Source organism: Cellulomonas sp. S1-8 (genome assembly GCF_026184235.1).
In the GTDB taxonomy this organism is placed as follows: domain Bacteria; phylum Actinomycetota; class Actinomycetes; order Actinomycetales; family Cellulomonadaceae; genus Cellulomonas.
On sequence record NZ_CP110806.1, the window covers coordinates 3,508,765 to 3,531,581 of the forward strand.

Genomic DNA, 22,817 nt, shown 5'->3' on the forward strand with positions numbered 1-22,817 from the left:
GAGAGCAGCATGAGACCAGCACGTGCACCCGGGGCCCTGAGCCCGGTGCGAGGACGTCGGAACCGCTGGGCGTCGGCGCTCGTGGCGGCTGCCGTCGCCGTGTCCGGAGGCGCCCTCGCGGTCGCCGCCGCACCGGCGGCATCGGCGGCGACCGTCGACCCGAACGCGTCGTACGTGCTGCTCAACCGCGGGAGCGGCAAGGCGCTCGACGTCTACAACCTCTCGACGGCCGACGGCGCCCGCATCACGCAGTGGACCCGCAACAACGGCTCGCAGCAGCAGTGGCAGTTCGTCGACTCGGGCAACGGCAACTACCGCATCAAGTCGCGGCTGTCGAGCAAGGTCCTCGACGTCTACAACTACTCCACCGCAGACGGCGGGGCGATCGTGCAGTACACCGATCGCAACCAGGAGAACCAGCAGTTCCGGATGCAGGACGTCGCCGGCGGCTACGTGATCTTCATCGGCCGCCAGTCCGGCAAGGCCATCGAGGTCCAGGGCGGGTCGACGGCCGACGGCGCCAACATCGTCCAGTACTCGAACTGGGGCGGCACCAACCAGCAGTGGCAGCTCGTGCAGGTCGGCGGGACCACCCCGACGGCCCAGCCCACGTCGAACCCGACGGCCAACCCCACGTCGAACCCGACGACGCAGCCCACGAGCAACCCGACCACGCCGCCCCCGTCGGGCAACTGCACCCTCCCGTCGTCGTACCGCTGGCGTGACTCGGGCGTCCTGGCGCAGCCGCGATCGGGCTGGGCCTCGCTCAAGGACTTCACCGTCGCCCCGTACAACGGGCAGCAGCTCGTCTACGCCACGACGCACGACAACGGCGAGTCGTGGGGCTCGATGAAGTTCGGGCTGTTCTCGAACTACAACCAGATGGGCTCCGCGAGCCAGACCGCGATGCCGTTCACGGCCGTCGCACCGTCGATGTTCTACTTCGCCCCGAAGAACATCTGGGTGATGGCCTACCAGTGGGGTGGCCCGTCGTTCTCCTACCGGACCTCGACCAACCCCGACAACATCAACGGCTGGGGCGCGCACCAGACGCTCTTCACCGGCACGATCTCGAACTCGGGGACCGGTCCGATCGACCAGGCGCTCATCGGTGACGACCAGAACATGTACCTGTTCTTCGCCGGCGACAACGGCCGCATCTACCGGGCCTCGATGCCGATCGGGAACTTCCCGGGCAGCTTCGGGTCGTCCTACCAGACCATCATGACCGACACGACGAACAACCTGTTCGAGGCCGTGCAGGTCTACAAGCTGGCCGGCCAGCAGCGGTACCTCATGATCGTCGAGGCCATCGGCGCGAACGGCCGGTACTTCCGGTCCTTCACCGCCACCAGCCTCGGCGGCACGTGGACGCCGAACGCCACGTCGGAGAGCAACCCCTTCGCCGGCAAGGCCAACAGCGGCGCCACCTGGACCAACGACATCAGCCACGGTGAGCTGCTGCGCACGAACGCCGACCAGACCATGACGGTCGACCCGTGCAACCTGCAGCTGCTCTACCAGGGCCGCAGCCCGAGCTCGGGTGGCGACTACGGCCGCCTGCCGTACCGACCCGGCCTGCTGACGCTCCAGCGCTAGTCCGCACCAGGCGCACGCCCCCCACGCACCGTCCCGGACGGCGCGTGGGGGGCGTCGTCGTGCGACGGGAGTTCAGCGCGCAGCGGCGGCGGCACGCGGCCGGCGCGCGACCACGTCGTCCCGGCGGCGGACGACGAGCACCACCGCTGCGCATGCCACGACGGCGAGCACGTCGCCGGGGTCCGGCTGGATGAGCACCGCCACCGGCGCGCCCGCCCCGGCGACGACCGCGTCAACGGGGTAGCGCAGCACGCCCACGACCCCGGCATAGATGTCACGCGCCGCCCCCGAGAGCTTGACCGCCGCGAACACGGCCGCCGTCAGCACGGCCGTGACGCACGCCGACCGGGGCGTGGGCGCACGTCGCAGCACCACCTCCCGGGCCGCCAGGAGCAGGAACGGGAAGAACGCCAGGCCCGCGACGTCCGACAGCTTGCCCGTGACGGGACCCGGTGCTGCCGCCTTCAGCAGGTGGTCGTTGAGCAGGAGGACCGCGAGGCCCACGAGGGCGACCGGGTGCAGCACGAGGTCGCCGCGCACCCGCGCGGCCACCCCGCCGTCCCGGGTCACGTCGTGCCCGGCCTCGGCTCGGACTCGTCGAGCGAGAGCGCCTCGACGGTCTCGCCGCGCAGCTCGCCCAGGTGCAGGGTCACGGGCGCGACCAGGTCGACCGGCAGCAGGAACTCGAGCCGGGCGTACGCCGGCTCCGGGTTCCCACCCTGCGACCTCGGCGGCAGCCACGCGCGGGAGTCGACCTCCTCGGGGGACCAGGTGCGTCCCCGTCCGTCGCTCACGGACAGGGTGCGCAGCGTCTCCTCGGGCACCGCAGCCATGTACTCGCCACCGATCCGGAAAAAGATGCCCACCGACGCCTCGGTGCTGTCCGCGCTCAGGCAGCCGGGCGCACGGACGTCGACCCGGACGACGTCGATACCACCGACGACGAACGCGCTCGGGGTCGCGAAGCGCGCCATTCCGCCCACGTAGTCCTGCGGGCCGTAGAAGTCGCTGATGACGCCGTCGGCCGGGGGGTCGGGGCACTTCTCCGTCGGCGGCGTCGTCGCGAGGGTCGCACCCGCGCCCACGAGCAGCACGATCGCGACGGCGGCGGTGCGCGCCCGGGTCCGCCACCCGGTCCTGGTCATCGGCATGGTCGCACCGTAGGGCTGCGACCGCCTCCAGGTCCGGTGCGTTGCCGTTCCGTCACCCCGTTGGTGCCGCTTCGACGCCAGCACCCGGACGAACCCCCCAAGCTCGACTCCCCCCTGACCCCCGGGTGCCTCGCACCCCACGAAAGTGGGCACGTCTGTGACCACTCCCGTTCTCGAGCCGTGCCGGAGTGACCACTGTGCGCGCCGGCGTCCCCGGGCGGGTGAACTCCGCGCCGTCCGGTTCACCGCTGGGCGAACACGCATCCGGAATGGTCCACCCGTAGCCGATGGTTCAGGTGAGCAGAACGTGCGGTGCCGTCACGGACGAGCATTGCTCCCTCCAGCGAGACGAGGAGTCCGCCCATGAACGCCACCACCGTCGACGCCCGCACGACCACCGCCGAGCTCACCCTGCGCGACCGCTGCGACCGCTGCGGAGCGCGGGCGTACGTCCGCGCGACCCTGGGCCAGGCCGGGGGCGCGGAGCTGCTGTTCTGCGGCCACCACTTCCGTGCCCACGAGATGAAGCTGGTCGCCGCGGGCGCCACCATCCTCGACGAGCGCCACCGCATCGACGAGCAGGCCTGACGAGTTGCTCCGTGCTGCGGGGAGTGGTCACACGTGTGACCACTCCCCGCAGCCGTGTCCGCATCCGTGACCACTTCCTGGCGGCGACGGTGCGCTTGCGCGCCGGCGGTTCCGGGCTCACGACCTCGCGAAGGCGAGCAGGGCGTCGAGCTCGTCGGGGTCGCGGTCGGCCGCGCGCAGCGCAGCGAGGTACGCGGCCCGGTCCGGCCCGTCCGCGTCGAGGTCCGCTGCGCCCCACGTGAAGACCGGCAGGCCGAGCGCCCGGCCGAGGACGTCGGTGAGCAGTCGCGCGTGCCGTCCGTTGCCGTTCGGGAACGGGTGGAGGGCGACCATCTGGTGGTGGACCCGCACGACCGCACGTTCCGGGGTGATCCAGGCCGTCCCCGGTGCGACCCAGAACCGGGCGTCCCCGACCAGGTCGCGCACCCCTGTCGCGACCCGGGTCGGATCGACGCCGATGTTGCGCTCGGTCGTGCGGTACTGCCCCGCCCAGCGCCACACCTGACCGAACATGCGGCGGTGCAGCTCACGGACGAACGCGTCGTCGAGCACGACGTCCGGTGTCCGCGGCGCCCGCCCCAGCGCCCACCGGCGACCCGATGCGATGTTCGCCTGCTCGACGAGGTTCAGGTCGGAGCGGGTGGCGACGAACGACGGGATGAGGCCCGCGGTCTCGTCCGGGGTCAGAGGCGTGGCACCGTCCGGGTCGAACGCGTCAGCCACCGACGCGCCACAGGCCGCGGGTGTCGACGAGCTCCGCCGCCCGGTCGTCCAGCAGCTGCCGGGCCTGCCCGGCATCGAGGCTCTGGGCCTCCAGCGCCATGGTCGTCGCGACGGGACCGAGCTCGGCCCGGGCGACCTTCTCGGCCTGGCGGCGTACCTGGTCGTCCAGCGGCACCCGGGGAACCAGGGCGTAGACGAGGTCGCAGCCGAGCGCGTCGGCGGCCCTGGCCAGGGTGTCCAGGCCGATGGTGCCGGCACGTTCGCTCGCCTCGAGCTTGGTCACGGCCGTCGGGGACACGCCGAGGCGCGTGGCCAGGTCACGGCCGCTCATCCCCACCGCGTCGCGGACCGCCCGGACCCATCCTCCGGCAGGGCGCGCGAAGGCCTCCGTCGGCAGCGCACGGAGCGCCGCCGTCCGGCGATCGAGCTGTCGGCGGGCCGCCACCCTCATGTGCACACCCTCAGGTTATCGTAGACCGCCATTTTGTACACGTGTAGGTTTTGATATGTGCGCCCAACGCCCACTTGTAGGTGATCAGGACCGTCGCCTCATACGTGGCGACGACGCGTGCGGAACGGCACCTCGTGGCGACGTGGGCCGCCGCACGCTCGACCGGGAACGACACCCACCCGTCGCCCAGCGACACCTCGTGGTCGACGGGCGCGCCGTCGGCCGTCGTGGGCACGAGGAGCAGGCCTGCGTCAGGATGAGCACGTGAGCGAGCTCCCCACCTTCACCGTCGCCGACCTCGAGGCCGAGCCGCGGCTCGACCTCCCGGCGTTCACGCAGGACGACGCCGTGGACCTCGGCCTGCTGGCCGTCGCCGTGGTCCGCGAGCGCGGCGCGAACCTCGCGGTGCGCGTCGAGCTGGGCGGCGAGACGGTGTTCCTGGCCATGACCGGCTCGACGGGCGCCGGCAACGTGCCCTGGCTCGAGGGCAAGGCGCGTGCCGTGCACCTGTTCGGTGAGCCCTCGCTGCTGGTGCGCCGGCGCCACGAGGCAGCCGGCACGCCGTTCGACCAGCGCACCGACGTGGATCACGACCTGCTCAAGGCGCACGGCGGGTCGGTGCCGCTGCGCGTCGACGGCGAGGTCGTGGGCACGCTGACGACGTCGGGCGAGCCTGACGTCGTCGACCACGCCGTGGCGGCGCAGGCCGTACGCCGCTACCTGGCGACACGCACCGACTGACGTGTGCGGTACGACGTCCAGCAGGCCGGCGGGCAGACGATCGGCTGGCCGGCCCCGCACGCGGCACGATGTGTCCTCGACCGACGACCGGGGTGGGAGGACGCGTGGTGGGCGACGCGGCGGTGGACCGGGTGCTCGCGGGTCTCGACGAGCAGCAGACCGCTGCCGTCCTGGCGCCGCCGGGGCCCGTCCGGGTCATGGCCGGTGCCGGGACCGGTAAGACCCGCACGGTCACGCACCGCATCGCGTACCAGCACCTGACCGGGGCGGTGCCGACCGACGTCGTCCTCGCGCTGACGCACTCGACGAAGGCCGCGGGCGAGATGCGTGACCGCCTGGGCCGACTGGGGGCCGGCAGCGTCCAGGCCCGCACCTTCCACGCGGCCGCGCTGCGTCAGCTGCGGTACTTCTGGCGTGCGACAGGCCTGCCCGGCGACGGGCCGGTGCTGCTCGACACCGACGGACGGGGCGCGTTCTACCGGTACCTGCGGACCGCCCTGGGCGCCGTGCTGCGGACACCGGGCAGGGACGTGGACGCCGCCCTGGTCACCGACCTGGCGACCGAGCTGACGTGGGCCGCCGCGCGGGACCTGACGGCCGACGAGTACGCGGAGCAGGCGACGGCTGCCGGGCGACGGCCCGGCATGCCGATCCCCGCCGTCGCCGGGGCGATGCGCCGGTACACGGCCGCCAAGCGTGAGGCCGGCGTGCTGGACTTCGCGGACCTGCTGACCTTCTGCGCGCGGCTGGTCGAGCAGGACGACGACGTCGCGACCACGGTCCGCCGCCAGTACGCGGCGTTCGTCGTCGACGAGTACCAGGACACCGACCCGGCGCAGCAGCGGCTGCTCGACGCGTGGCTGGGAGGCCGTGACCACCTGGCCGTCGTCGGCGACGCCCGGCAGGCGGTCTACGCGTTCAAGGGCGCGGACACCTCCTTGCTCCGGGACTTCACGGTGCGGTTCCCGCACGCGGTCACGGTCGACCTGGTGCGGGACTACCGGTCGACCACGCAGGTGGTCGACGCCGCGAACCGGCTGATGGCGGGTCGGCCGGAGGCCGCCGGACCACCGCTGGTCGGCATGCTCGGCGACGGCCCCGCCCCGGTCGTCGTGCGGTGCGACAACGAGGACGACGAGGACGCGCAGATCGTCACGACCGTGCGGACGTGGCTGCGCGCGGGGGTGCCCGCGCAGGAGATCGCGGTCCTGCACCGCTTCAACGTGCAGGCCGTCCCGATCATCGCGGCGCTGCGCGACGCCGGCATCACGGTGGTCGCCGGCGACGGGTCCGCGTACTTCGACCGGCGCGAGATCGTGCAGGTGCTCGCGCGGTTGCGCGGACGGGCGTCCGAGGCGCCGGACGACGACCCGGTCGCGGCGCTCGACGACGCGCTGACCCAGGCGGGGTACGACCCCGACGACCCGCCGGACGGCACCGGTGCCGCCCGCGAGCGCTGGGACGCCCTCGACGCGCTGCGCGCCCTGGTGGCCTCCCTGCCGGTGCACCTGACCCGCACGCTGCGCACCCTCTCGGCCGACCTCGACCGGCGCGCGGCGGAGGACCACGCGCCTCCCGGCCGCGGCGCCGTGACGGTCACGACGATCCACAGGGCCAAGGGGCTCGAGTGGGACGCGTGCCTCGTCGCGCGGGCGACCGACGGCTCCCTGCCCTCGGTGTACGCGACGACGTCCGCGGAGCTCGCCGAGGAGCGTCGTCTCGCCTACGTCGCGACGACGCGCGCGCGACGGCACCTGGTCGCGACGTGGGCCGCCGGGCGGCGCGGCGGCCGGCCGGCTCGGCGTTCGCCGTACCTCGACGCGCTCGTGCCGGCGCCCGTGCGGCCGGTGGGCACGGGGTCGGCGCCGTGGTCACCGTCGGGGTCGCCGTCGTCGGACCGCGGGGCCGGGACCGCTGCCGCGGCGGCGCGGTTCACCACCGGGCAGCGGGTCACCCACGACCGCCACGGCCTGGGCCGGGTCGTCGACGTCCGTGCCGGGAAGGTGACCGTCGACTTCGGGTCGGACGGTCGGCGGACGCTGACGCCGGACAGCAGGCTCGTCGCGCTGTGAGGACGTCGCCTCAGCCCGTGACGGGCTGCGGCGCGGTGCACGACGTCAGCGACCGGTCGTCCAGCCGGACGTCGACGTCGACGGCTCCCGTGCCGGCACGCTCGACCGGGAACGACACCCACCCGTGGCCCAGCACCACCTCGTTGTCGACGGACGCACCGCCGGCCGTCGTGCGCACGAGGAGGAAGCCGTCGGGGTCGGCGTCCTCGGTCAGCTCCCAGGACGCCTCGAGAGACAGCCGCTCCCGGTCCGTGCGCCGCTCGCCGTCGACCCACGGCCACAGGCGCGTCATCCGGGTCCACTCGGTCTCGCGGACGAGCACCACGTCCAGTACGCGGACCGGAGCGCCCGGGGTCTGCTCGCCGAGCTCGCACGTGCTCGACCCACGACGGTCCACCCCGGTCGACTCCCCCACCGTCACCCCGAACGCGAGGCCCACGACGACGACCACCCAGGCGGTGACCGTCGCGACGACCGCCCCCCGGTCACCGCGCGGCGCGGGCGGGCGGTGCGCGACGACCGTCCCGACGATGCTGTCGGCGACCGTGCGCCGCTCGGCGTGCCACAGCGGCCGCAGGTAGCCGATGAAGACGATCGCGTCGAGCAGGTGCGCGCACCACCGCAGCACCGAACGCACCACGCCGGGCGGGCCGCCCACCGGTCCGTCGACGGGTGCGCGCACCACCTCGATGCCCAGGACGCGGCGCCCGGGCGTCTGACCGGTCAGCCCCTGCAGCACGAGCAGCGCCAGCCACGCCCCGACGAGCACGCCGGACGACGTCCACGGCAGCGTGGCGTCGGGACCTGCGCTGTCGAACGTCGGCTGCAACGACGGCGCAGCGACCTCGTCCCCGACGGCGAACCACGCGACCGCACCCAGCACCGCTGAGTCGAGCAGGGCGGCGACCACGCGGCGTCCCCAGCTCGCGAGCTGCGGCATCACGACATCGGTCGTCGCGGGCAGCGGCAGCGTCGTCGTCACGCGGGACATCGTGGCAGCGAGCGGGCCGCAGGACCAGGTCCGGACGGCGGACCGTGCGCCAGCCCCTGGTCGCGCCGCCCGAAACCGCTTCCTGAGGGGTCTCTCCGGGTCATCGCCGTCCGCGTACCCTGGGTCCTCGGACGCGCACCGCTGACCTGGGGTTCTCTCGTAGGTTCTCTCTCGCCAAGTTTCAGTGAATGTCTGCTCGTCCCGGGCCTCTAGCTCAACTGGCAGAGCAGCGGACTTTTAATCCGCGGGTTGTGGGTTCGATCCCCACGGGGCCCACCCCTGTGATCGGCGCGAAGTCGCGCTTGCTGACGAGCTCGCGCCGTGCTGCCGTCATCACGGCAAGCCCGCGGTGAGGATTCGCAGCGCCGCCTGCCCGTTCCGGGCGCGATCTCGGTCGAGCAGCCGCCAGACCGGCGAGTCGTCCGGCAGGTTGCGGCCCAGCAGGCCCAGACGTGCCCTGTCCGAGCCCTTGAACTCCTCACGTGCGGCATACGGGTCGTCCAGGCACGCCAGCAGCACGCAGGCGTCCACGAGATGGCGTTGTGGGTCACGCGAGTCCGTCTGGTACGCAGCAGCCTTGAGGACGAGCGCACCGAGCACCGACGGCACGCTGACGGTCGTCGTGTGCCCGTCCGCGATGACCAACGTCGCATTCATCGTCCTACCCAGCGCCTGCGTGCCGCCCTCGATCGCGACCATGTCCCGACCGCACAGCTTCCGCATCACCCTCGGGGCCGGATGATCGGCGACGAGGACGTCGACGACGTCGTCCTCGGACGCCACCAGGTCGACCGAGTGCCTGCCGCGCCGGAACCGGTGCGCCGTGTTCTCCCGTGGGTCGATCGACTCCAACAGCGCGTACCCCAGAGACTCCAATGCGGTGGCTGCCGCACTCGGGGCACCGGGAGTCGTCTCGATGTGCAGCACCATGTCGATGTCGTCCGTCGGGCGCGCCGAGTCGATCCCGTGAGCCGCGGCGTGGAGCTGGGTCATCAGTCCACCGACGAGCGTCCAGCACTGGTGCGGGAGGGCTTGTTCGATCTCGACCACGTTCGGCCACGGCGATCCCCATCCTCCCGGTGGCGTGGGCACCGCGACGGTGAGCCGGTCAGTCACGCAGACCCTCCAGTGCGCGTCCGAGAGCGTCCGCACCCGCTCGCTGCTCACGCGGGTCGAGCGAGCCGGCCAGGTCGAGTGCTGCGAGGACCTGTCGCTCCGCCAGCGCCCTGACGACCACCTGAGCCATCGTGGTGGCGCGCAGGGTGATGCGTCCGGCACTGTCGGGCTTCAGTCCGTGACCGACGACGTACGACGCAGCCACCGATGACGGCACGTAACCGTCGAGCACCCCCGGCGCCCGGGAGGCCAGCCCCAGCCCGCCCGCATCAGGCTCGACGAGGTGCGGGCGCAGGTGCTCGACGGTGGCCGGGTGCCCGGCATAACGGGTGACGGTCGCACGGGCGCGGGCGCGCTCGACGAGCTCGGTCGGTTGAATGTCGCGCAGTCGACCGCGCAGCCTGGACCGCTGCGCCGCGCCCATCCACGGTGCGTCTTCGCCGGACAGCATCGCGATCGCACCCCACGCGGTCTCGGTCGACCACGGTGCGCGCCGGTGCCTGGCCACGGCGAGGTACTGGTCGACGGAGGTGGCATCGAGGACGCCACGGGCGAGCTGGACGAGCTGTCCGTCGCGGGCGAGGCGCTGGACCTGACGTGGCGTGACGTCCAGGAGCGCGGCGACATCCTGCGTGGTCACCATGCCGCTCATGACGACTAGTGTCGCTATGGCGACATGATCCGTCAATCACGGCGGGGTCCCGCCCTACCCCGGCAACGACGGACACGTCCCGCCACCCGCACACCGCCGGATGACTCACGCGCGACCCGCTACGAACGCGTCGATGCCTCGCTCGTCGCCTCACCAGCCGCTGCACCCACCGACACCTCGCCCGCCCGCCGCATCAGCTCGGCCGGCATCCACGGGTACGGGTCCTCCAGGGGCTCCGACGGGCCGATCGTGCGCCGCGCTCTCACCCCGCGCGCGGCTCGTGACACCGGCAGACACGCTCCTGCCACCCCAGGCGGTCGCTCCGCACCGGCTCCCATCTCCTGCCGACAACCCGACAGCGTGATACATATCACAGGACCGCTGAGCAGAGGAGACACGATGGCTGACAGCGCACCGACGGTCGAGCGGTACCACGCCGGCCGGGTGATCATGCTCGCGGCCGTCGCCGCGCTCGGTGGATTCCTCTTCGGTTTCGACACCGCGGTGGTCAACGGCACGGTCGTGGCCGTCCGCGCGGAGTTCGGGATGGGAGCGGGGCTCACGGGATTCGTGGTCTCGTCCGCCCTGCTCGGCTGCATCGCGGGCGCCTACCTCGCCGGCCGGCTGGCGGACCGTCAGGGCCGCATCCGGGTCATGGTGCTCGCCGCCGTGCTCTTCATGATCAGCGCCATCGGTTCGGGCCTGGCGATCGGCCCGATCGACCTCATCGTCTGGCGGGTGGTCGGAGGAATCGGGGTGGGCGCCGCTTCCGTCATCGCCCCCGCGTACATCGCGGAGATCTCCCCCGCCGCCGTCCGTGGTCGCCTCGGCTCGCTCCAGCAGCTGGCGATCGTCACCGGGATCTTCGTCGCCCTCCTCTCCGACGCCCTCCTCGCCAACATCGCAGGTGGCGCCGCCGAGGAGCTGTGGCTGGGTCTGGACGCCTGGCGGTGGATGTTCCTGGTCGAGGTGATCCCCGCGCTCGCCTACGGGATCCTCGCCCTGCAGATCCCGGAGTCCCCGCGCTACCTCGTCGCCAAGGGCGAGCTGGACCGCGCCCATTCCGTGCTCGGTCAGGTGCTCATCACGGGGGTGAAGGAGCGGATCGAGGAGATCCGCAAGACCGTCAAGCAGGACGCCAGGACCTCGTTCGCCGACCTGCGCAAGCCGTCCGGCGGCCTGCTGCCGATCGTCTGGATCGGCATCGCCCTGTCGGTGTTCCAGCAGTTCGTGGGGATCAACGTCATCTTCTACTACTCCTCGACGCTGTGGCAGTCGGTGGGGTTCACCGAGGCAGACGCCCTCACCCAGACGGTCATCACCTCGGTGACCAACATCGTCGTGACGATCGTGGCGATCTCCTTGATCGACAAGATCGGCCGCCGCAAGCTGCTTCTCATCGGGTCCGCCGGCATGTTCGTCATGCTCGGCGCCCTGGCGGTGGTCTTCGGCACCGCGAGCCTGGTCGAGAACGCCGAGGGCATCCTCGAGCCGACACTCGGGGACACGCAGGGTGTGATCGCGCTGATCGCGGCCAACGGGTTCGTCGTCTTCTTCGGGATGTCCTGGGGCCCGGCCGTGTGGGTCCTGCTCGGTGAGATGTTCAACAACCGCATCCGGGGCACGGCGCTGGGACTGGCCGCCGCCGCGCAGTGGCTGGCGAACTTCCTCATCTCGACGACGTTCCCCGCCATGGCCGAGATCGGGCTGTCGTTCGCGTACGGCTTCTACACGTTCTTCGCGCTGCTCTCGCTGTTCTTCGTGGCCAGGTTCGTGCCCGAGACCAAGGGCCGCCAGCTGGAGGACATGGCGTGATCAGGGCGTCGGGGCACGCCGCCGTCCGCAACGTGCTGCGTGACGTCTGACGGAGAGCCGAGGACGCGCAGCGGTGAACGTCGCCGCCCGGGCGCACCGGTACGCCGAGGTGATCCCCGGTGCGATGCGAGCTGCCGCTGTCGGCGTGAGGCAGGTCCGCCGAGCTCGTCCTTCGGCGGGTCTCCGTACCCCAGAGGCCGCCGAAGGACGAGCTCGGCGCCGATCGGCCGCGTAGAGGACGGCCCGGGTGAAGTGAGTGAATCTGTTCAACCCGCGACCGCCTGGTCCCGATAAACACACAAGGACAGGAAGACGGGCGTACGTAGCCCCGGGTGAGGGGACTCATGATGAGCATGACGATCGTCAGCGACACCCGTCGCGAGAGCAGCCCCCCGCTCGCCGTGTCCCTCGGGCTCGTGCGCAGCACCCCGCCGCCCGTCCGGCTCCCGTCGCTCGCGCAGCAGATCGTCCCCGGGCTCTCGCCGCTGGAGGCGTCGGGCTGGGCCGAGGTCGTCGACACCGGCTACCCGGTCGCACGTCGCTAGACCCTCCCGGGCGGTCGCATCCGGACGTGCTGTGAGCGACGCCCCCCTCGGGGGTACGTCACCGGCGGCGGCGATGCGGGATCGTGGGTCCGACCCGCGTCCCGGAAGGACCCCATGCCCGCCTCCGCCCTGTTCTCCCCGTTCACCCTGCGCGGCACGACGTTCGCGCACCGCGTGTGGATGGCGCCGATGTGCCAGTACTCCGCCCTGCCCGACGGCCCGGATGCCGGCGCGCCCACGGACTGGCACGTGCAGCACTACGGGTCGCGCGCGGCGGGCGGGGCGGCGCTCGTGATCGTCGAGGCGACGGCGGTGGTTCCCGAGGGGCGGATCAGCCCGTTCGACCTGGGGATCTGGGACGACGGGCAGGTCCCCGCGCACCGCCGGGTCGTCGACCTGCTCCACGCGCAGGGCGTGCCCGCGGGCATCCAGCTGGCGCACGCCGGGCGCAAGGCGAGCACGGACGCTCCGTGGCACGGCGGCGGCCCCGTGGGTCCGGACGCGGGCGGGTGGCCGGTGGTCGGGCCGAGCGCGGTGCCGTTCGCCGACGGGCACCCGACGCCGGCCGCGCTGACGACGGAGCAGGTCGCGGACGTCGTCGAGGCGTTCGCGGCAGCCGCGCGCCGGGCCGTCACCGCGGGGTACGACGTGGTCGAGGTGCACGCCGCGCACGGCTACCTGCTGCACCAGTTCTGCTCGCCGGACTCCAACGTGCGCGACGACGTGTACGGCGGGTCGTTCGAGCACCGCACGCGCCTGGTGCGGGAGGTGACGTCGGCGGTGCGCGCGGCCGTGCCGGACGCGATGCCGGTGCTGGTGCGGGTCTCGGCGACCGACTGGGTCGAGCCCGCGGGCTGGACCGCCGACGACACCGTGCGCCTGGCCCGGGACCTCGCGCCGCTGGGCGCGGACATGGTGCACGTGTCGACGGGCGGCAACCTGCCGCGCGTACGCATCCCCGTCGAGCCGGGCTACCAGGTGCCGTTCGCGGCCCGGGTGCGTGCCGAGGCAGGCGTGCCGACGGTCGCGGTGGGCGCCATCACCGACCCGGCGCAGGCGGAGCGGGTGATCGCCGACGGGTCCGCCGACGCGGTCGCGCTCGCCCGTCCGCTGCTCGTCGACCCGTTCTGGCCGCGGCGCGCGGCGCTGGCGCTGGGCGTCGAGGTGCCCCTGCCGCCGCAGTACGAGCGGGCCCGTGAGCTGCTCTGACCACGAGCCGCCCTGATCGCGAGCCCCGTCCGCGGACGGGGCCCGCGTCTGGGGCGGCGACACCATTGCCGCGGCGCCTGCATGCGGCAATAGTGACGCCATGGAACACCTTCCCGAGACCACTTCGTCCACGTCATCACGCCCTCGGTCACCCAGCGACGTGGGGGCTTTCCTGCGCCAGGCCCGCCAGCGGGAGAACCTCTCGCAGGACGCCCTCGCCGACGAGCTCGGCATCGACAGGCGCGTGCTGCAGCGCATCGAGTCCGGTGCGGGCACCCTCTACGCCCGTCGGCTGTTCATGCTGATGGCGCGTCTCGGCGTCGAGATGGAGCTGCGCGCGAGGTGACGTGCCGCCCGGCGGGTCAGCCCGCTCGATCCTCCGCCGGCCGTCGCTCGTCGTCGCGCCGCCCCGCGGTCAGCAGCACCCCCGCGACCAGCGAGCCGACGCCCCCGGCGAACAGGTCGCCGACCGTGTCGGAGTAGCCCACGTAGATCGCCGGGTCCACGTACGTGTTCCCCAGGTACTCCCCGACCTCCCACATCACGCTCAGCGCGAGTCCCAGCGAGGCCGTCACGAGGGCGGATCCGGTGCGCTGGGCGCGCCCGGCGGTCAGGGTCGGGTCGACGACGGCGCCCGTGCGCCGGGCCAGCAGCAGGTGCGCGACGGCCGCGACCAGCCCGGTGACCACGAGGTGCATGACGACGTCCAGCCACGCGACGGCCTGGTAGAGGCCGAGCGCACCGGACCACGCGGCGGCGATCAGCCCGATCCCGTACGCGGCGTCGAGCCCGCGGGGTGCACCCGCGGCCACGGGCGCGACCAGGCCGGCGATCACCAGCCCGAACAGCGCCGTGTCGACCGGCCCGCGGGTGAGGGCCACGAGCAGGCAGACCACGCCGACGACGCGCACCGCGCCGCCGGGTCCGCCGAACAGGGCCCGCACCGCCTGCGTCCGCGTCGCGACCGTCACGCCGACCCCCGTCCCGCGCCGGACCACCCCGGCACCCGCCGAGACGGTACGACGACGCCGCGCACGGCGCACGGCGGACGACCGCACGGTGGACGACCGCACGGCGAACAGCCGCTCACCGCGCCGTCCACCAGTCCGTCGCGCGCGCGGGCCCCGGGCCGGGCAGCCGCTTGACGACGGGGGCACCCTCGGGCTCCGGCCGCCACCACGCGTCGTGCGGGCGGACGACGCCGGCGTTGCCGGACCGCCACGCCAGGACGACGTACGCGACGCACCCGACGGGCAGCAGGAGCAGCGAGCGCAGCACCGCGCGCACGGGCGACAGGCACCACGCGCGCAGACGCAGGTCACCCCGGCCCCCCTCACCCAGGTCCCGGGTCAGCACGGCCGTCAGCACCCCGTGCCCGACGACGGCCAGTGCGAGCACCCACCCGGCCGGCACGGCGCTCCACACCAGCAGCGGCGGCACCGCGAGCACCGCCAGCGCGGCCGGCAGCGCCGGCCGACGCACCCCGACGGGCAGGTTGACGACCAGCAGCCGGAACGCCCCGGCGGCCGCGGCGGTGCCCTCGCGCCACCGGGCGCGCGCCGTGGCGGGCGCGGGGACGACGACGGGCACGTCGAGGTGCCCCACGCGGTAGCCGCGCGCGACGGCCAGCAGGCCGGTCTCGACGTCGTCGCCGGGGCCGAACCGGCTGTGCCGCCGCAGCAGGTCGGCGTGCACGGTGCGGCGCGCGACGTGGCCGCCGCCGCGCACGAGCCACGGCACGCGGCGGTGCAGGCGCGCCGCGACCGCGTGCTCGAGGTACCGCAGCCGCGCGGGCACGTCGACCGGCAGGACGGCCAGGGGCAGCGTCCCCACGTCGAGCCGGGCCGCCGCGAGCGCGCCGACCACCTGCTCGAGCGGCCGCGTCACGACCGCCCCGGGTGCCACGCACACGACGTACTCGCTGGTCAGCACGGCGTGCGCATCGCGCAGCAGGGCGCTGCGCACTGCCCCCGGCCCCGTTGCGCCCGCGACGTGCACCCGGTACCCGTGCTCACCGGCGAGACTCCACAGCCGCTGGTACGCCGCGGGCGTCCCGGCTCCCGTCGTCACCAGCAGGACGCGTTCACGGTAGGTGCGCAGCCACGTCATCCGCTCGACGTCGCCCAGGTCGCCGGCCACGGTCACGACGACCGTGAGGTCGGTGACGGGCCGGACGCCGTCGGCGACCGTCACCACCCCGGGGCGGGGGCGGGCACCGTGACCGGTGCGCCGGCGCGCGTCGAGGTCCGCGAGCAGCGCGAGCGCAGGCACGGCGAGCAGCGTGAGCAGCAGCGCGACCTGCGCGAGGGCGGTCATGCCGGTACGGGTCCCAGCACGCGCAGCGCCCGCCCGCGGTCTGCGGGTGCGCGGTCCACGCGGTCCTCGGGGACGCCGTCGTCGCGCTGCTCGTCGTCGGCCGCCCCCGCGTCGTCGACGCCCCTGCCGAGCCCCGCGAACTGCTCGGCGAGCAGCCTGCGCACCCGGGGTGCGTCGGCGTCGTCGGCCGCGGCGTACAGGTGCGCGAGCACCCGCTCGAAGCCGGGGGGACGCGTCACGAACGGGCAGCGCAGGACCCGCTCGACGCCCGTGGGGCGGTGCCGCTCGTGCTCGCCGGCGAGCGTCTCGTGCAGCTTCTCGCCGGGCACGAGCCCGGTCACGGTCACGGGCGGTGCGGGCAGGCCCGCGAGCTCCGCGTACCGGTGGACCAGGTCGAGCACCCGCACGCGCTCGCCCGCGTCGAGCAGGTACGTCTCCCCGCCCTGCACGAGCGCCGCGGCCTCGACCACGAGCGCGGCGGCCTCGTCGAGCGTGAGCAGGGACCGGGTGGCGTCGGGGTCGGTGACCGTCACGGGCAGACCGGCAGCGGTCTGGTGCACGAGCGTGTCCCAGAAGGAGCCGCGGCTGCCCAGCGCGGTGCCGAAGCGCACGGACGCCGCCCGCAGGCCGTCGCCGCCGCGCACCACGAGCTCGGCCAGGCGCTGCGTGGCGCCCAGCACCGACGTCGGGTCGGCGGCCTTGTCGCTGGAGACGTGGACGAGGCGCTGCGCGCCGTGCTGCCGGGCCGCGCGCACGACGTTCTCGGTGCCCCACACGTTCGTCGTGACGGCGGCGCAGCTGAACCGCTCGAGCAGCGCGACGTGCTTGAGGGCCGCGGCGTGCAGGACGAGGTCCGGCTGCGCCTCGGTGAACGCGGCGTCGAGCGCGCGCGCGTCCCGCACGTCGGCGAGCAGCACGCCCGAGCCGTCCGCGAAGCCGCGTCCGGTGAGCTCGAGCTCCAGGGCGTGCAGGCGCCCCTCGTCGACGTCGAGCAGGTGCAGCGCGGCGGGCCGCAGGGTGACGAGGCGGCGCACCAGCGCGGACCCGACGGACCCGGCCGCGCCGGTGACCAGGACGCGGCGGCCCCCGACGAGGTCGCGTGCGGCGGTGCTGCCGGCGCGCGGGCGCGACGACGGCAGCAGGTCCTCGGGGCGGGGCGTGCGGTGGTGTGTCATGGCAGGGTCGAGCGTATTGCCGGGTATGTCCGATTCGGAATCCCCCCGGCGCCGGGCCACCCGTTCGGTCGCGGCGTGCCAGCCGTCCGGCGGCCACCCGTCCGCGGCGCCCTACGCTGTGCCGGTGCCCTCGATCCTCGCCGTGTGCGTCGTGCACGCCCTGCGCCCGGACCCGGGCGTGGTCGGGGTCACGGCGATCGACAAGCGCCCCGTGACGGGGCCGGTGCGCGTCGGGCCATACGGGTTCCGGGCGGACGTGCAGGCGGACCGCCGGTACCACGGGGGCGCGGACCAGGCCGTCTACGCCTACGGCCAGGACGACGCCGACCACTGGGCGCGGGAGCTGGGCCGCGACCTGCCGCCCGGCTGGTTCGGCGAGAACCTGCGGGTGGCGGGGCTCGACCCGAACGCGGCGCGGATCGGCGAGGTGTGGCGGGTGGGCGACGAGGTCGTCCTCCAGGTCACGGCGCCGCGCACGCCGTGCCCGACGTTCGCGCGGTGGGTCGGTGGCGACGACGAGCGCGGCTGGGTCCGGCGCTTCGGTGACGAGGGTCGCGTCGGGGCGTACCTGCGGGTCGTGCGGCGCGGTGCGGTGCAGGCGGGCGACGCGGTGGTCGTCGAGGCCGCCGACGCGGGTGCGCCCACGGTGCTCGAGGTCCTGCGCGACCGGTGACGCGACAGGTCACGACACCCCATCGGCTGAAACGTTTCCGCCACGAGCCAACCGCCCAAAAAGGGTGGTTGAATCTTCTTTGAACTGCGCCCCCCGTCGTTCGCGTCGTCACGCCGAGCCACCGGGGGCCGACGGGGCCCGACCGTGACAGACGACGTGGGGACGACGACATGAGCGAGCCGCTGCAGGCCACGGACCGGCCCGTCCGCCAGTGGAAGGGCCTGACGATCCCCGAGCCGGGGACCTACGAGCTCGACGAGGCGCACAAGCGCGTCGGCTTCGTCGCCCAGCACATGATGGTCAGCCCGGTGCGCGGCGAGTTCTCGCGCGCCGCCGCGACGATCGTCGTCGGGGAGGACCCGTTGCAGTCGTCCGTGCGGGCGATCATCGCGACCGAGAGCCTCAACACCCACCACGAGGACCGCGACACGCACCTGCGCAGCCCCGACTTCCTCGACGTCGCGCAGTTCCCCGCCATCGAGTTCCGCAGCACCGGGGTGCAGTGGCACGGCGAGAAGGACGCGATCCTGCAGTGGGCGCGCCTGCGCAACCACAACGCCGACCGCCGCCGCGTGTCGTCCGACACCATCGAGCGCGCCGAGCTCAACCGCGCCAAGTTCGACGTCACGGGCGACCTGCGGATCAAGGACGTCACGCGGTCCGTGGTCCTGCGCATGGACTTCGGCGGCGCGAACCGCGACCCCTACGGCCGCGACATCTTCGGCTTCCACGCGACCACCGACATCGACCGCGAGGACTTCGGCCTGGTCTGGAACGTCGCGCTCGAGGCCGGCGGCTGGCTCGTCGGCAAGAAGGTCCGCATCGAGATCGCGGGCGAGGCCGTCCACCAGGCCGCCTGAGCACCCGGTCAACGCCCGAGCGACGCCCGGTCAGCGCCCGAGCGACGCCACCAGCAGCAGCACCCCCACCACCGACGCGACCGCGGCCAGCACCCCGAGCGCGAGCAGCGCCCCGCGGCGGCTGTCCCCCCGCCACGTCACCTCGACCTCGTCGCGCTCCGCCAGGTGCCGCAGCGCCCCGCGCACCTCGCGCGTGCGCACCGCCCGGTCGACCGGCACGACGACGCCCGCCTCCTGCGGCGTCGCAGCCAGCACCACCCCCTGCGGCTCCGGCGCGGCGAGCAGGTGCCGCTCCTCCCCGGCCGGCACGGCGGCCGCGGCGTCCTCACCCAGCAGACGCACCGACCCCGCGGCGTCCGACGGCCCGACCGCGGCGAACGGGCTGGGGACGGCGTCCGTCGCGCGGCCGCCCCCCGACGCGGGAGCGGGCCGCGGCGCGGGCACGACGCCTGCGGCGGGCAGGATCCGGCCCGCCGCGCTCAGCGCCGCACCCAGGCACACGGCGTACTTCGGGTGCGCGTCGACGACGACGGGCGCGCCGATCTCTGCGGCGATGAGCTCGGACACCAGCGGGATGCGGCTCGAGCCGCCCGTGAGCAGCACCGCGTGCAGGTCCGTGGGCCGCACGCCCGCCGACGCGACCGTGCGCGCGAGCGTGTCGACCGTGCGCAGCACGTCGATCCGGATCGCCGTCTCCAGCTCGCCGCGCGTGATCCGCACCTGGCGCGTCACGCCGGGCAGGATCACGGGCACGACGGCCTCGACGTCGCTGGACAGCGCCTCCTTGGCCAGCACGGACTGCTCGCGCACGGCCGCGAGCGCCGCCAGCACCGCGGGGTCGTCGGTGTCGAGCGACGTCCACGCCCGCCCGAGCGCGGCGACGACGTGCCGCAGCACGGCCTCGTCGACGTCCTCCCCGCCGATGTGCTCGTCGCCGCCCGGCTCGCCGCGCAGCTCGTAGCCGTCGGCGGTGCGGACCACGACGGTGGCGTCGAACGTGCCGCCCCCCAGGTCGTAGACCGCGACGACCGCGCCGACGGGCAGCCGGTCCAGCGCCGCGTAGTGCACGGCCGCGGCGACGGGCTCGGCGAGCAGCCCGACGTCCGCGAGCCGGGCGTGGCCCGCGGCCTCGACGAGCAGGTCCCGGCGCAGCGCCCCCCACGTCGCGGGGTGGGTCAGGGTCACGTGGTCGGGCTCGGCGCCCTCGCGCGCCCGCACCGCGTCGACGACGTGCCGCAGGACGGCGCCCGTCAGCTCGACGGGGTCGAGCACGTCGTCACCGAGCAGCAGGCCCGTCGGGTCGCCCATGCGGCGCTTGAAGCCGCGGGCCAGCCGCTCGGGCTCCAGGACGCCGCGGCGCACGGCCGCGTCGCCGACGAGCAGCGCGCCGTCGGTGCGCAGCAGCACCGCCGACGGGATCGTGTCGGCGCGGTCGCCGAGGTTGACGGTCGTCGCGCGCCCGTCGCGCCACACGGCCGCCGCGGTGCGCGACGTGCCGACGTCGACGCCGAGCGTGTAGCCGCTCACGGCGTGGCCGCCGTCGATGCCGGGGCCGCGGGGGGCCGGGCGATGCAGAAGCCGGCGACCGCCTTGAACGCGGCGCACTCGGCGAGCGCGTCCGCCTCGGCGGCGAACCCGTCCTTGAGCACGACGACCATGCCGGTGTCCCCCGGCCCGTCGGACACGGCGACCGACCCGCGGGAGTCCTCCATGCGCACGCCGGTCGCGCCGGCCGCCTGCAGCTGCGCGAGCAGCTCCTGCGGTGCGGTCGCCGACGCCGCGTCCGCGAGGGGGAAGGCGTTGTAGACGACGTACCAGCCGACGGGCTCCCAGGGCAGGCCGCCGGACCCCGCCGACGGCGCGGTCGGCTCGGGCGTCGCGGTCGGGACCACCTCGACCTCGCTGACCTCGACGCACCGCTGCGGGCTGGCGGGCCCGGTGATCTCGCCGGCGAGGGCGGCGACGTCGTAGCAGTGGGTGCCCGGCTCGCGCTCGGGCCACGTGAACGACGTCTGGTCCTGCGCGTCGACGGACTCGACCCCGGTGCCCTCGCCCGACTCGGTGCGCTCGCGCACCACGTACCCCGTGGCGTACGCGCTGCGCTCCCACACCAGCCGCACCTGGCGCTGCCCCGGCTCGACGGCCGTGAGCACGACCGGCGGCGGCGACCCCGCCTCGAGGTCCACGGCGCCGCCCTGGCCGCGCAGCCACAGCCAGCCCAGGACGACCGCGACGACCAGCAGCGCACCGACGACCAGCCACCACGTGCGCACGACCGCGCGCTGCTCCCACGTGCCCGCGATCTCGCCGCCGTGCACCGACGCGGCCTCCGCGTACGTGAGCGTGAACGGGTGCGGCACGGGTGGTCCGAGCAGCCGCGGCGCGCGGGCCCCCACGGCGAGCAGCGCGACGACCGTGGTGCCGGGCGGGACGGTCGCCGTGCGCGGTGCGAGCGCGCAGCGCAGCAGGCCCGCGGCGTCGGTGACCTGCAGGCTCACGTCCAGGGCCGTCGTCCCGACGTTCTGCAGCTCGACGCGGAACCTGCCCGCGCGCGCACCGCCGGGGCCGTCGGGCCGCAGGCGGACGTCGAGCCCCTGCACGGGCGAGACGACCAGGTCGCCCTCGACGACGGCCGCGACGTCGCGGTGCTCGAGAGACACGCACCGCACCCCGAAGGGCACGTCGCCGACGGGTGCGGCGGGCGGTGCCGGGGGCCGGAACAGCACCTCGACCGTGACGCCCTGCTCCTCGCCCGGCAGCACCGAGACCAGGTGCGGCGTGACGGTCGACCAGCGGGCCGCGTCGCCCAGCACCTCGACGCGGTACTGCGCGACGACGTCCCCGGTGTGGTGCACGGTCACGCGGGTGCGCGCCTGGCCACCGGGGTCGACCGCGAGCACCCGGTCCGCCAGCTCGAGCACCGGGTCGGTGACGACGTCCATGACCGCACCCTTCCCCCGTCGGCGCCCGGCGACCCGACCCCGACCGGTGCCGCTGCCCCAACGGGCACGAATCCTGCCCGCCCGACGTATCTGCCGGCCCCACGTGCGGTCCTACCTTGCAGGTACCGCGCACGGGTCCGGTGATACGTCTGCCGCGACCGGGCGGTCCGCACCCCGTCCGTCGGGGTCGACCGGGGGGAGGACAGGCGTGAACGACGACTTCGCCGACGCGTCGGCCCAGGGCCGCACCGCGTGGTTCGCCGAGCAGTTCGACGCACTGGCAGCCAACATCGAGTCGTTCATCCGGGGCAAGTCCGACGTGGTGCGCATGGCGCTGGTCTGCATGCTCGCCGAGGGCCACCTGCTGCTGGAGGACGTGCCGGGCACCGGCAAGACGTCGCTGGCCAAGGCCATGTCCCAGTCGATCGACGGGTCGATGCGCCGCATCCAGTTCACGCCCGACCTGCTGCCGTCCGACGTCACGGGCGTGCAGGTGTACGACGCGGGCAAGCGCGAGTTCGTGTTCCACCCCGGCGCCGTGTTCGCGAACATCGTGCTGGGCGACGAGATCAACCGCGCATCGCCCAAGACGCAGTCCGCGCTGCTCGAGGTCATGGCCGAGCGGCAGGTCACGGTCGACTCGATCCCGTACCTGGTGCCGCGGCCGTTCGTCGTGATCGCGACGCAGAACCCCGTCGAGCAGAGCGGCACGTACGACCTCCCCGAGGCCGAGCTCGACCGGTTCATGATGCGCGCGACGCTCGGCTACCCGGACCACGCAGCCGAGGTCGAGGTCGTCACGCAGGTCACCGCCGGGCACAGCACCGACGACCTGCCCGCCGTGCTCAGCACCGCGGACCTCGAGCAGATGAACCAGATCGCCTCCCAGGTGCACCTCGCGCCCGCGGTGCTCGCCTACCTGGTGACCGTCACCGCGGCCACGCGCACCATGCCCGAGCTGCGCCTGGGCGTCAGCCCGCGCGGCACGATCGCCACCGCCAAGGCCGCGCAGGCCCTGGCCGCCACGCAGGGGCGCTCGTTCGTCACGGCCGACGACCTCAAGGTCGTCGCGCCGTACGTCCTGCCGCACCGCATGGTGCTGCGCCCCGAGGCCGAGCTGCAGGGCCGCACCGCCGCGGACCTGCTCGACCAGGTGCTCTCCAGCGTGCCGGTGCCGCAGCAGCGCGCCGGGGTGTGA

General features: G+C 74.1%; 24 protein-coding genes and 1 tRNA gene. 12 read left to right on the forward strand and 13 right to left on the reverse strand.

What is annotated here, in order from left to right; genetic code table 11:
• The first annotated feature begins 9 nt into the window (after positions 1–9).
• Positions 10–1,599: a non-reducing end alpha-L-arabinofuranosidase family hydrolase gene (locus OKX07_RS15875; RefSeq protein WP_265628959.1), complete on the forward strand. Its 1,590-nt coding sequence runs from the start codon at positions 10–12 to the stop codon at positions 1,597–1,599.
• Positions 1,600–1,671: 72 nt separating this feature from the next.
• On the opposite strand, the gene OKX07_RS15880 is transcribed toward OKX07_RS15875, so the two are convergent.
• Positions 1,672–2,151: a hypothetical protein gene (locus OKX07_RS15880; protein WP_265628960.1), complete on the reverse strand. Its 480-nt coding sequence runs from the start codon at positions 2,149–2,151 to the stop codon at positions 1,672–1,674.
• Positions 2,152–2,165: 14 nt separating this feature from the next.
• On the reverse strand, positions 2,166–2,750 hold the full coding sequence (locus tag OKX07_RS15885) for a hypothetical protein (RefSeq protein WP_265628961.1): 585 nt from the start codon (positions 2,748–2,750) through the stop codon (positions 2,166–2,168).
• Between the two features lie 363 nt (positions 2,751–3,113).
• Here OKX07_RS15885 and OKX07_RS15890 point away from each other — a divergent pair, with 363 nt between their 5' ends.
• Positions 3,114–3,338, forward strand: coding sequence for a hypothetical protein (locus OKX07_RS15890; RefSeq protein WP_265628962.1), 225 nt, complete (start codon positions 3,114–3,116; stop codon positions 3,336–3,338).
• Positions 3,339–3,455: 117 nt separating this feature from the next.
• Here OKX07_RS15890 and OKX07_RS15895 read toward each other — a convergent pair whose 3' ends face one another.
• From OKX07_RS15895 to OKX07_RS15905, 3 genes are read right to left on the reverse strand one after another with little or no spacing between them, the layout of a single operon-like run.
• A complete protein-coding gene (locus OKX07_RS15895) occupies positions 3,456–4,061 on the reverse strand; it encodes a mobile mystery protein B (RefSeq protein WP_265628963.1) in 606 nt (201 codons plus the stop codon).
• A complete protein-coding gene (locus OKX07_RS15900; protein ID WP_265628964.1) occupies positions 4,054–4,512 on the reverse strand; it encodes a mobile mystery protein A in 459 nt (152 codons plus the stop codon). Before OKX07_RS15900 ends, OKX07_RS15895 begins: the two co-directional genes overlap by 8 nt.
• Positions 4,513–4,522: 10 nt before the next feature.
• Positions 4,523–4,747 carry a hypothetical protein gene (locus tag OKX07_RS15905; protein ID WP_265628965.1) on the reverse strand — a complete coding sequence of 75 codons (225 nt, stop codon included), beginning with the start codon at positions 4,745–4,747 and terminating at the stop codon, positions 4,523–4,525.
• Between the two features lie 29 nt (positions 4,748–4,776).
• On the opposite strand from OKX07_RS15905, the gene OKX07_RS15910 reads away from it, so the two are divergent.
• On the forward strand, positions 4,777–5,253 hold the full coding sequence (locus OKX07_RS15910) for a heme-binding protein (protein WP_265628966.1): 477 nt from the start codon (positions 4,777–4,779) through the stop codon (positions 5,251–5,253).
• Between the two features lie 107 nt (positions 5,254–5,360).
• The gene (locus tag OKX07_RS15915; protein ID WP_265628967.1) at positions 5,361–7,325 is read left to right on the forward strand and encodes an ATP-dependent helicase; all 1,965 of its coding nucleotides are present in this window, start codon (positions 5,361–5,363) and stop codon (positions 7,323–7,325) included.
• Between the two features lie 10 nt (positions 7,326–7,335).
• Here OKX07_RS15915 and OKX07_RS15920 read toward each other — a convergent pair whose 3' ends face one another.
• The gene (locus tag OKX07_RS15920) at positions 7,336–8,307 is read right to left on the reverse strand and encodes an RDD family protein (RefSeq protein WP_265628968.1); all 972 of its coding nucleotides are present in this window, start codon (positions 8,305–8,307) and stop codon (positions 7,336–7,338) included.
• A gap of 212 nt (positions 8,308–8,519) precedes the next feature.
• On the opposite strand from OKX07_RS15920, the gene OKX07_RS15925 reads away from it, so the two are divergent.
• Positions 8,520–8,592, forward strand: a tRNA-Lys gene (locus OKX07_RS15925).
• Between the two features lie 57 nt (positions 8,593–8,649).
• Here OKX07_RS15925 and OKX07_RS15930 read toward each other — a convergent pair.
• Together OKX07_RS15930 and OKX07_RS15935 are read right to left on the reverse strand one after the other, a co-directional pair.
• Complete coding sequence (locus OKX07_RS15930) at positions 8,650–9,366, reverse strand: nucleotidyl transferase AbiEii/AbiGii toxin family protein (RefSeq protein ID WP_265628969.1); 717 nt, start codon at positions 9,364–9,366, stop codon at positions 8,650–8,652.
• A gap of 58 nt (positions 9,367–9,424) precedes the next feature.
• Positions 9,425–10,084, reverse strand: a complete 660-nt coding sequence (locus tag OKX07_RS15935; RefSeq protein WP_265628970.1) for a type IV toxin-antitoxin system AbiEi family antitoxin domain-containing protein — start codon at positions 10,082–10,084, stop codon at positions 9,425–9,427.
• A gap of 399 nt (positions 10,085–10,483) precedes the next feature.
• On the opposite strand from OKX07_RS15935, the gene OKX07_RS15940 reads away from it, so the two are divergent.
• The 4 genes from OKX07_RS15940 to OKX07_RS15955 all read left to right on the forward strand — a co-directional run bounded on the left by OKX07_RS15940 (position 10,484) and on the right by OKX07_RS15955 (position 13,999).
• Positions 10,484–11,899, forward strand: coding sequence for a sugar porter family MFS transporter (locus OKX07_RS15940; RefSeq protein WP_265628971.1), 1,416 nt, complete (start codon positions 10,484–10,486; stop codon positions 11,897–11,899).
• Between the two features lie 347 nt (positions 11,900–12,246).
• Positions 12,247–12,444 carry a hypothetical protein gene (locus tag OKX07_RS15945; RefSeq protein ID WP_265628972.1) on the forward strand — a complete coding sequence of 66 codons (198 nt, stop codon included), beginning with the start codon at positions 12,247–12,249 and terminating at the stop codon, positions 12,442–12,444.
• Positions 12,445–12,558: 114 nt separating this feature from the next.
• Positions 12,559–13,653, forward strand: coding sequence for an NADH:flavin oxidoreductase/NADH oxidase (locus tag OKX07_RS15950; RefSeq protein ID WP_265628973.1), 1,095 nt, complete (start codon positions 12,559–12,561; stop codon positions 13,651–13,653).
• 160 nt (positions 13,654–13,813) lie between these two features.
• Positions 13,814–13,999, forward strand: coding sequence for a helix-turn-helix domain-containing protein (locus OKX07_RS15955; RefSeq protein ID WP_265628974.1), 186 nt, complete (start codon positions 13,814–13,816; stop codon positions 13,997–13,999).
• Positions 14,000–14,015: 16 nt separating this feature from the next.
• Here the strand turns inward: OKX07_RS15955 and OKX07_RS15960 are convergent, their stop codons facing one another.
• The 3 genes from OKX07_RS15960 to OKX07_RS15970 form a co-directional block, all read right to left on the reverse strand.
• A complete protein-coding gene (locus OKX07_RS15960; protein WP_265628975.1) occupies positions 14,016–14,624 on the reverse strand; it encodes a hypothetical protein in 609 nt (202 codons plus the stop codon).
• Positions 14,625–14,739: 115 nt separating this feature from the next.
• Positions 14,740–15,969 (reverse strand): hypothetical protein, encoded by a 1,230-nt coding sequence (locus OKX07_RS15965; protein WP_265628976.1) that lies wholly within the window; start codon positions 15,967–15,969, stop codon positions 14,740–14,742.
• Positions 15,966–17,144, reverse strand: coding sequence for a polysaccharide biosynthesis protein (locus OKX07_RS15970; RefSeq protein WP_265628977.1), 1,179 nt, complete (start codon positions 17,142–17,144; stop codon positions 15,966–15,968). Before OKX07_RS15970 ends, OKX07_RS15965 begins: the two co-directional genes overlap by 4 nt.
• A 124-nt stretch (positions 17,145–17,268) precedes the next feature.
• Between OKX07_RS15970 and OKX07_RS15975 the strand changes: the two genes are divergently transcribed.
• Positions 17,269–17,817, forward strand: a complete 549-nt coding sequence (locus OKX07_RS15975; RefSeq protein WP_265628978.1) for an MOSC domain-containing protein — start codon at positions 17,269–17,271, stop codon at positions 17,815–17,817.
• 170 nt (positions 17,818–17,987) lie between these two features.
• Positions 17,988–18,677, forward strand: a complete 690-nt coding sequence (locus tag OKX07_RS15980) for a YceI family protein (protein WP_265628979.1) — start codon at positions 17,988–17,990, stop codon at positions 18,675–18,677.
• Positions 18,678–18,707: 30 nt separating this feature from the next.
• Here OKX07_RS15980 and OKX07_RS15985 read toward each other — a convergent pair whose 3' ends face one another.
• Both OKX07_RS15985 and OKX07_RS15990 read right to left on the reverse strand, forming a co-directional pair.
• Entirely contained in the window at positions 18,708–20,204 is a 1,497-nt protein-coding gene (locus OKX07_RS15985) for an Hsp70 family protein (RefSeq protein WP_265628980.1), read from the reverse strand.
• Positions 20,201–21,619 (reverse strand): hypothetical protein, encoded by a 1,419-nt coding sequence (locus OKX07_RS15990; RefSeq protein WP_265628981.1) that lies wholly within the window; start codon positions 21,617–21,619, stop codon positions 20,201–20,203. The genes OKX07_RS15985 and OKX07_RS15990 overlap by 4 nt, the downstream gene beginning before the upstream one ends.
• Positions 21,620–21,827: 208 nt before the next feature.
• Here OKX07_RS15990 and OKX07_RS15995 point away from each other — a divergent pair, with 208 nt between their 5' ends.
• The gene (locus OKX07_RS15995; protein WP_265628982.1) at positions 21,828–22,817 is read left to right on the forward strand and encodes an AAA family ATPase; all 990 of its coding nucleotides are present in this window, start codon (positions 21,828–21,830) and stop codon (positions 22,815–22,817) included.

Coding starts and splice junctions, on each gene's coding strand:
- OKX07_RS15875 (WP_265628959.1), top strand. CDS start 10: ATGAGACCAGCACGTGCACCCGGGGCCCTGAGCCCGGTGCGAGGACGT.
- OKX07_RS15885 (WP_265628961.1), bottom strand. CDS start 2,750: ATGCCGATGACCAGGACCGGGTGGCGGACCCGGGCGCGCACCGCCGCC.
- OKX07_RS15890 (WP_265628962.1), top strand. CDS start 3,114: ATGAACGCCACCACCGTCGACGCCCGCACGACCACCGCCGAGCTCACC.
- OKX07_RS15900 (WP_265628964.1), bottom strand. CDS start 4,512: ATGAGGGTGGCGGCCCGCCGACAGCTCGATCGCCGGACGGCGGCGCTC.
- OKX07_RS15935 (WP_265628970.1), bottom strand. CDS start 10,084: ATGAGCGGCATGGTGACCACGCAGGATGTCGCCGCGCTCCTGGACGTC.
- OKX07_RS15940 (WP_265628971.1), top strand. CDS start 10,484: ATGGCTGACAGCGCACCGACGGTCGAGCGGTACCACGCCGGCCGGGTG.
- OKX07_RS15945 (WP_265628972.1), top strand. CDS start 12,247: ATGAGCATGACGATCGTCAGCGACACCCGTCGCGAGAGCAGCCCCCCG.
- OKX07_RS15950 (WP_265628973.1), top strand. CDS start 12,559: ATGCCCGCCTCCGCCCTGTTCTCCCCGTTCACCCTGCGCGGCACGACG.
- OKX07_RS15965 (WP_265628976.1), bottom strand. CDS start 15,969: ATGACCGCCCTCGCGCAGGTCGCGCTGCTGCTCACGCTGCTCGCCGTG.
- OKX07_RS15970 (WP_265628977.1), bottom strand. CDS start 17,144: ATGACACACCACCGCACGCCCCGCCCCGAGGACCTGCTGCCGTCGTCG.
- OKX07_RS15980 (WP_265628979.1), top strand. CDS start 17,988: ATGAGCGAGCCGCTGCAGGCCACGGACCGGCCCGTCCGCCAGTGGAAG.
- OKX07_RS15990 (WP_265628981.1), bottom strand. CDS start 21,619: ATGGACGTCGTCACCGACCCGGTGCTCGAGCTGGCGGACCGGGTGCTC.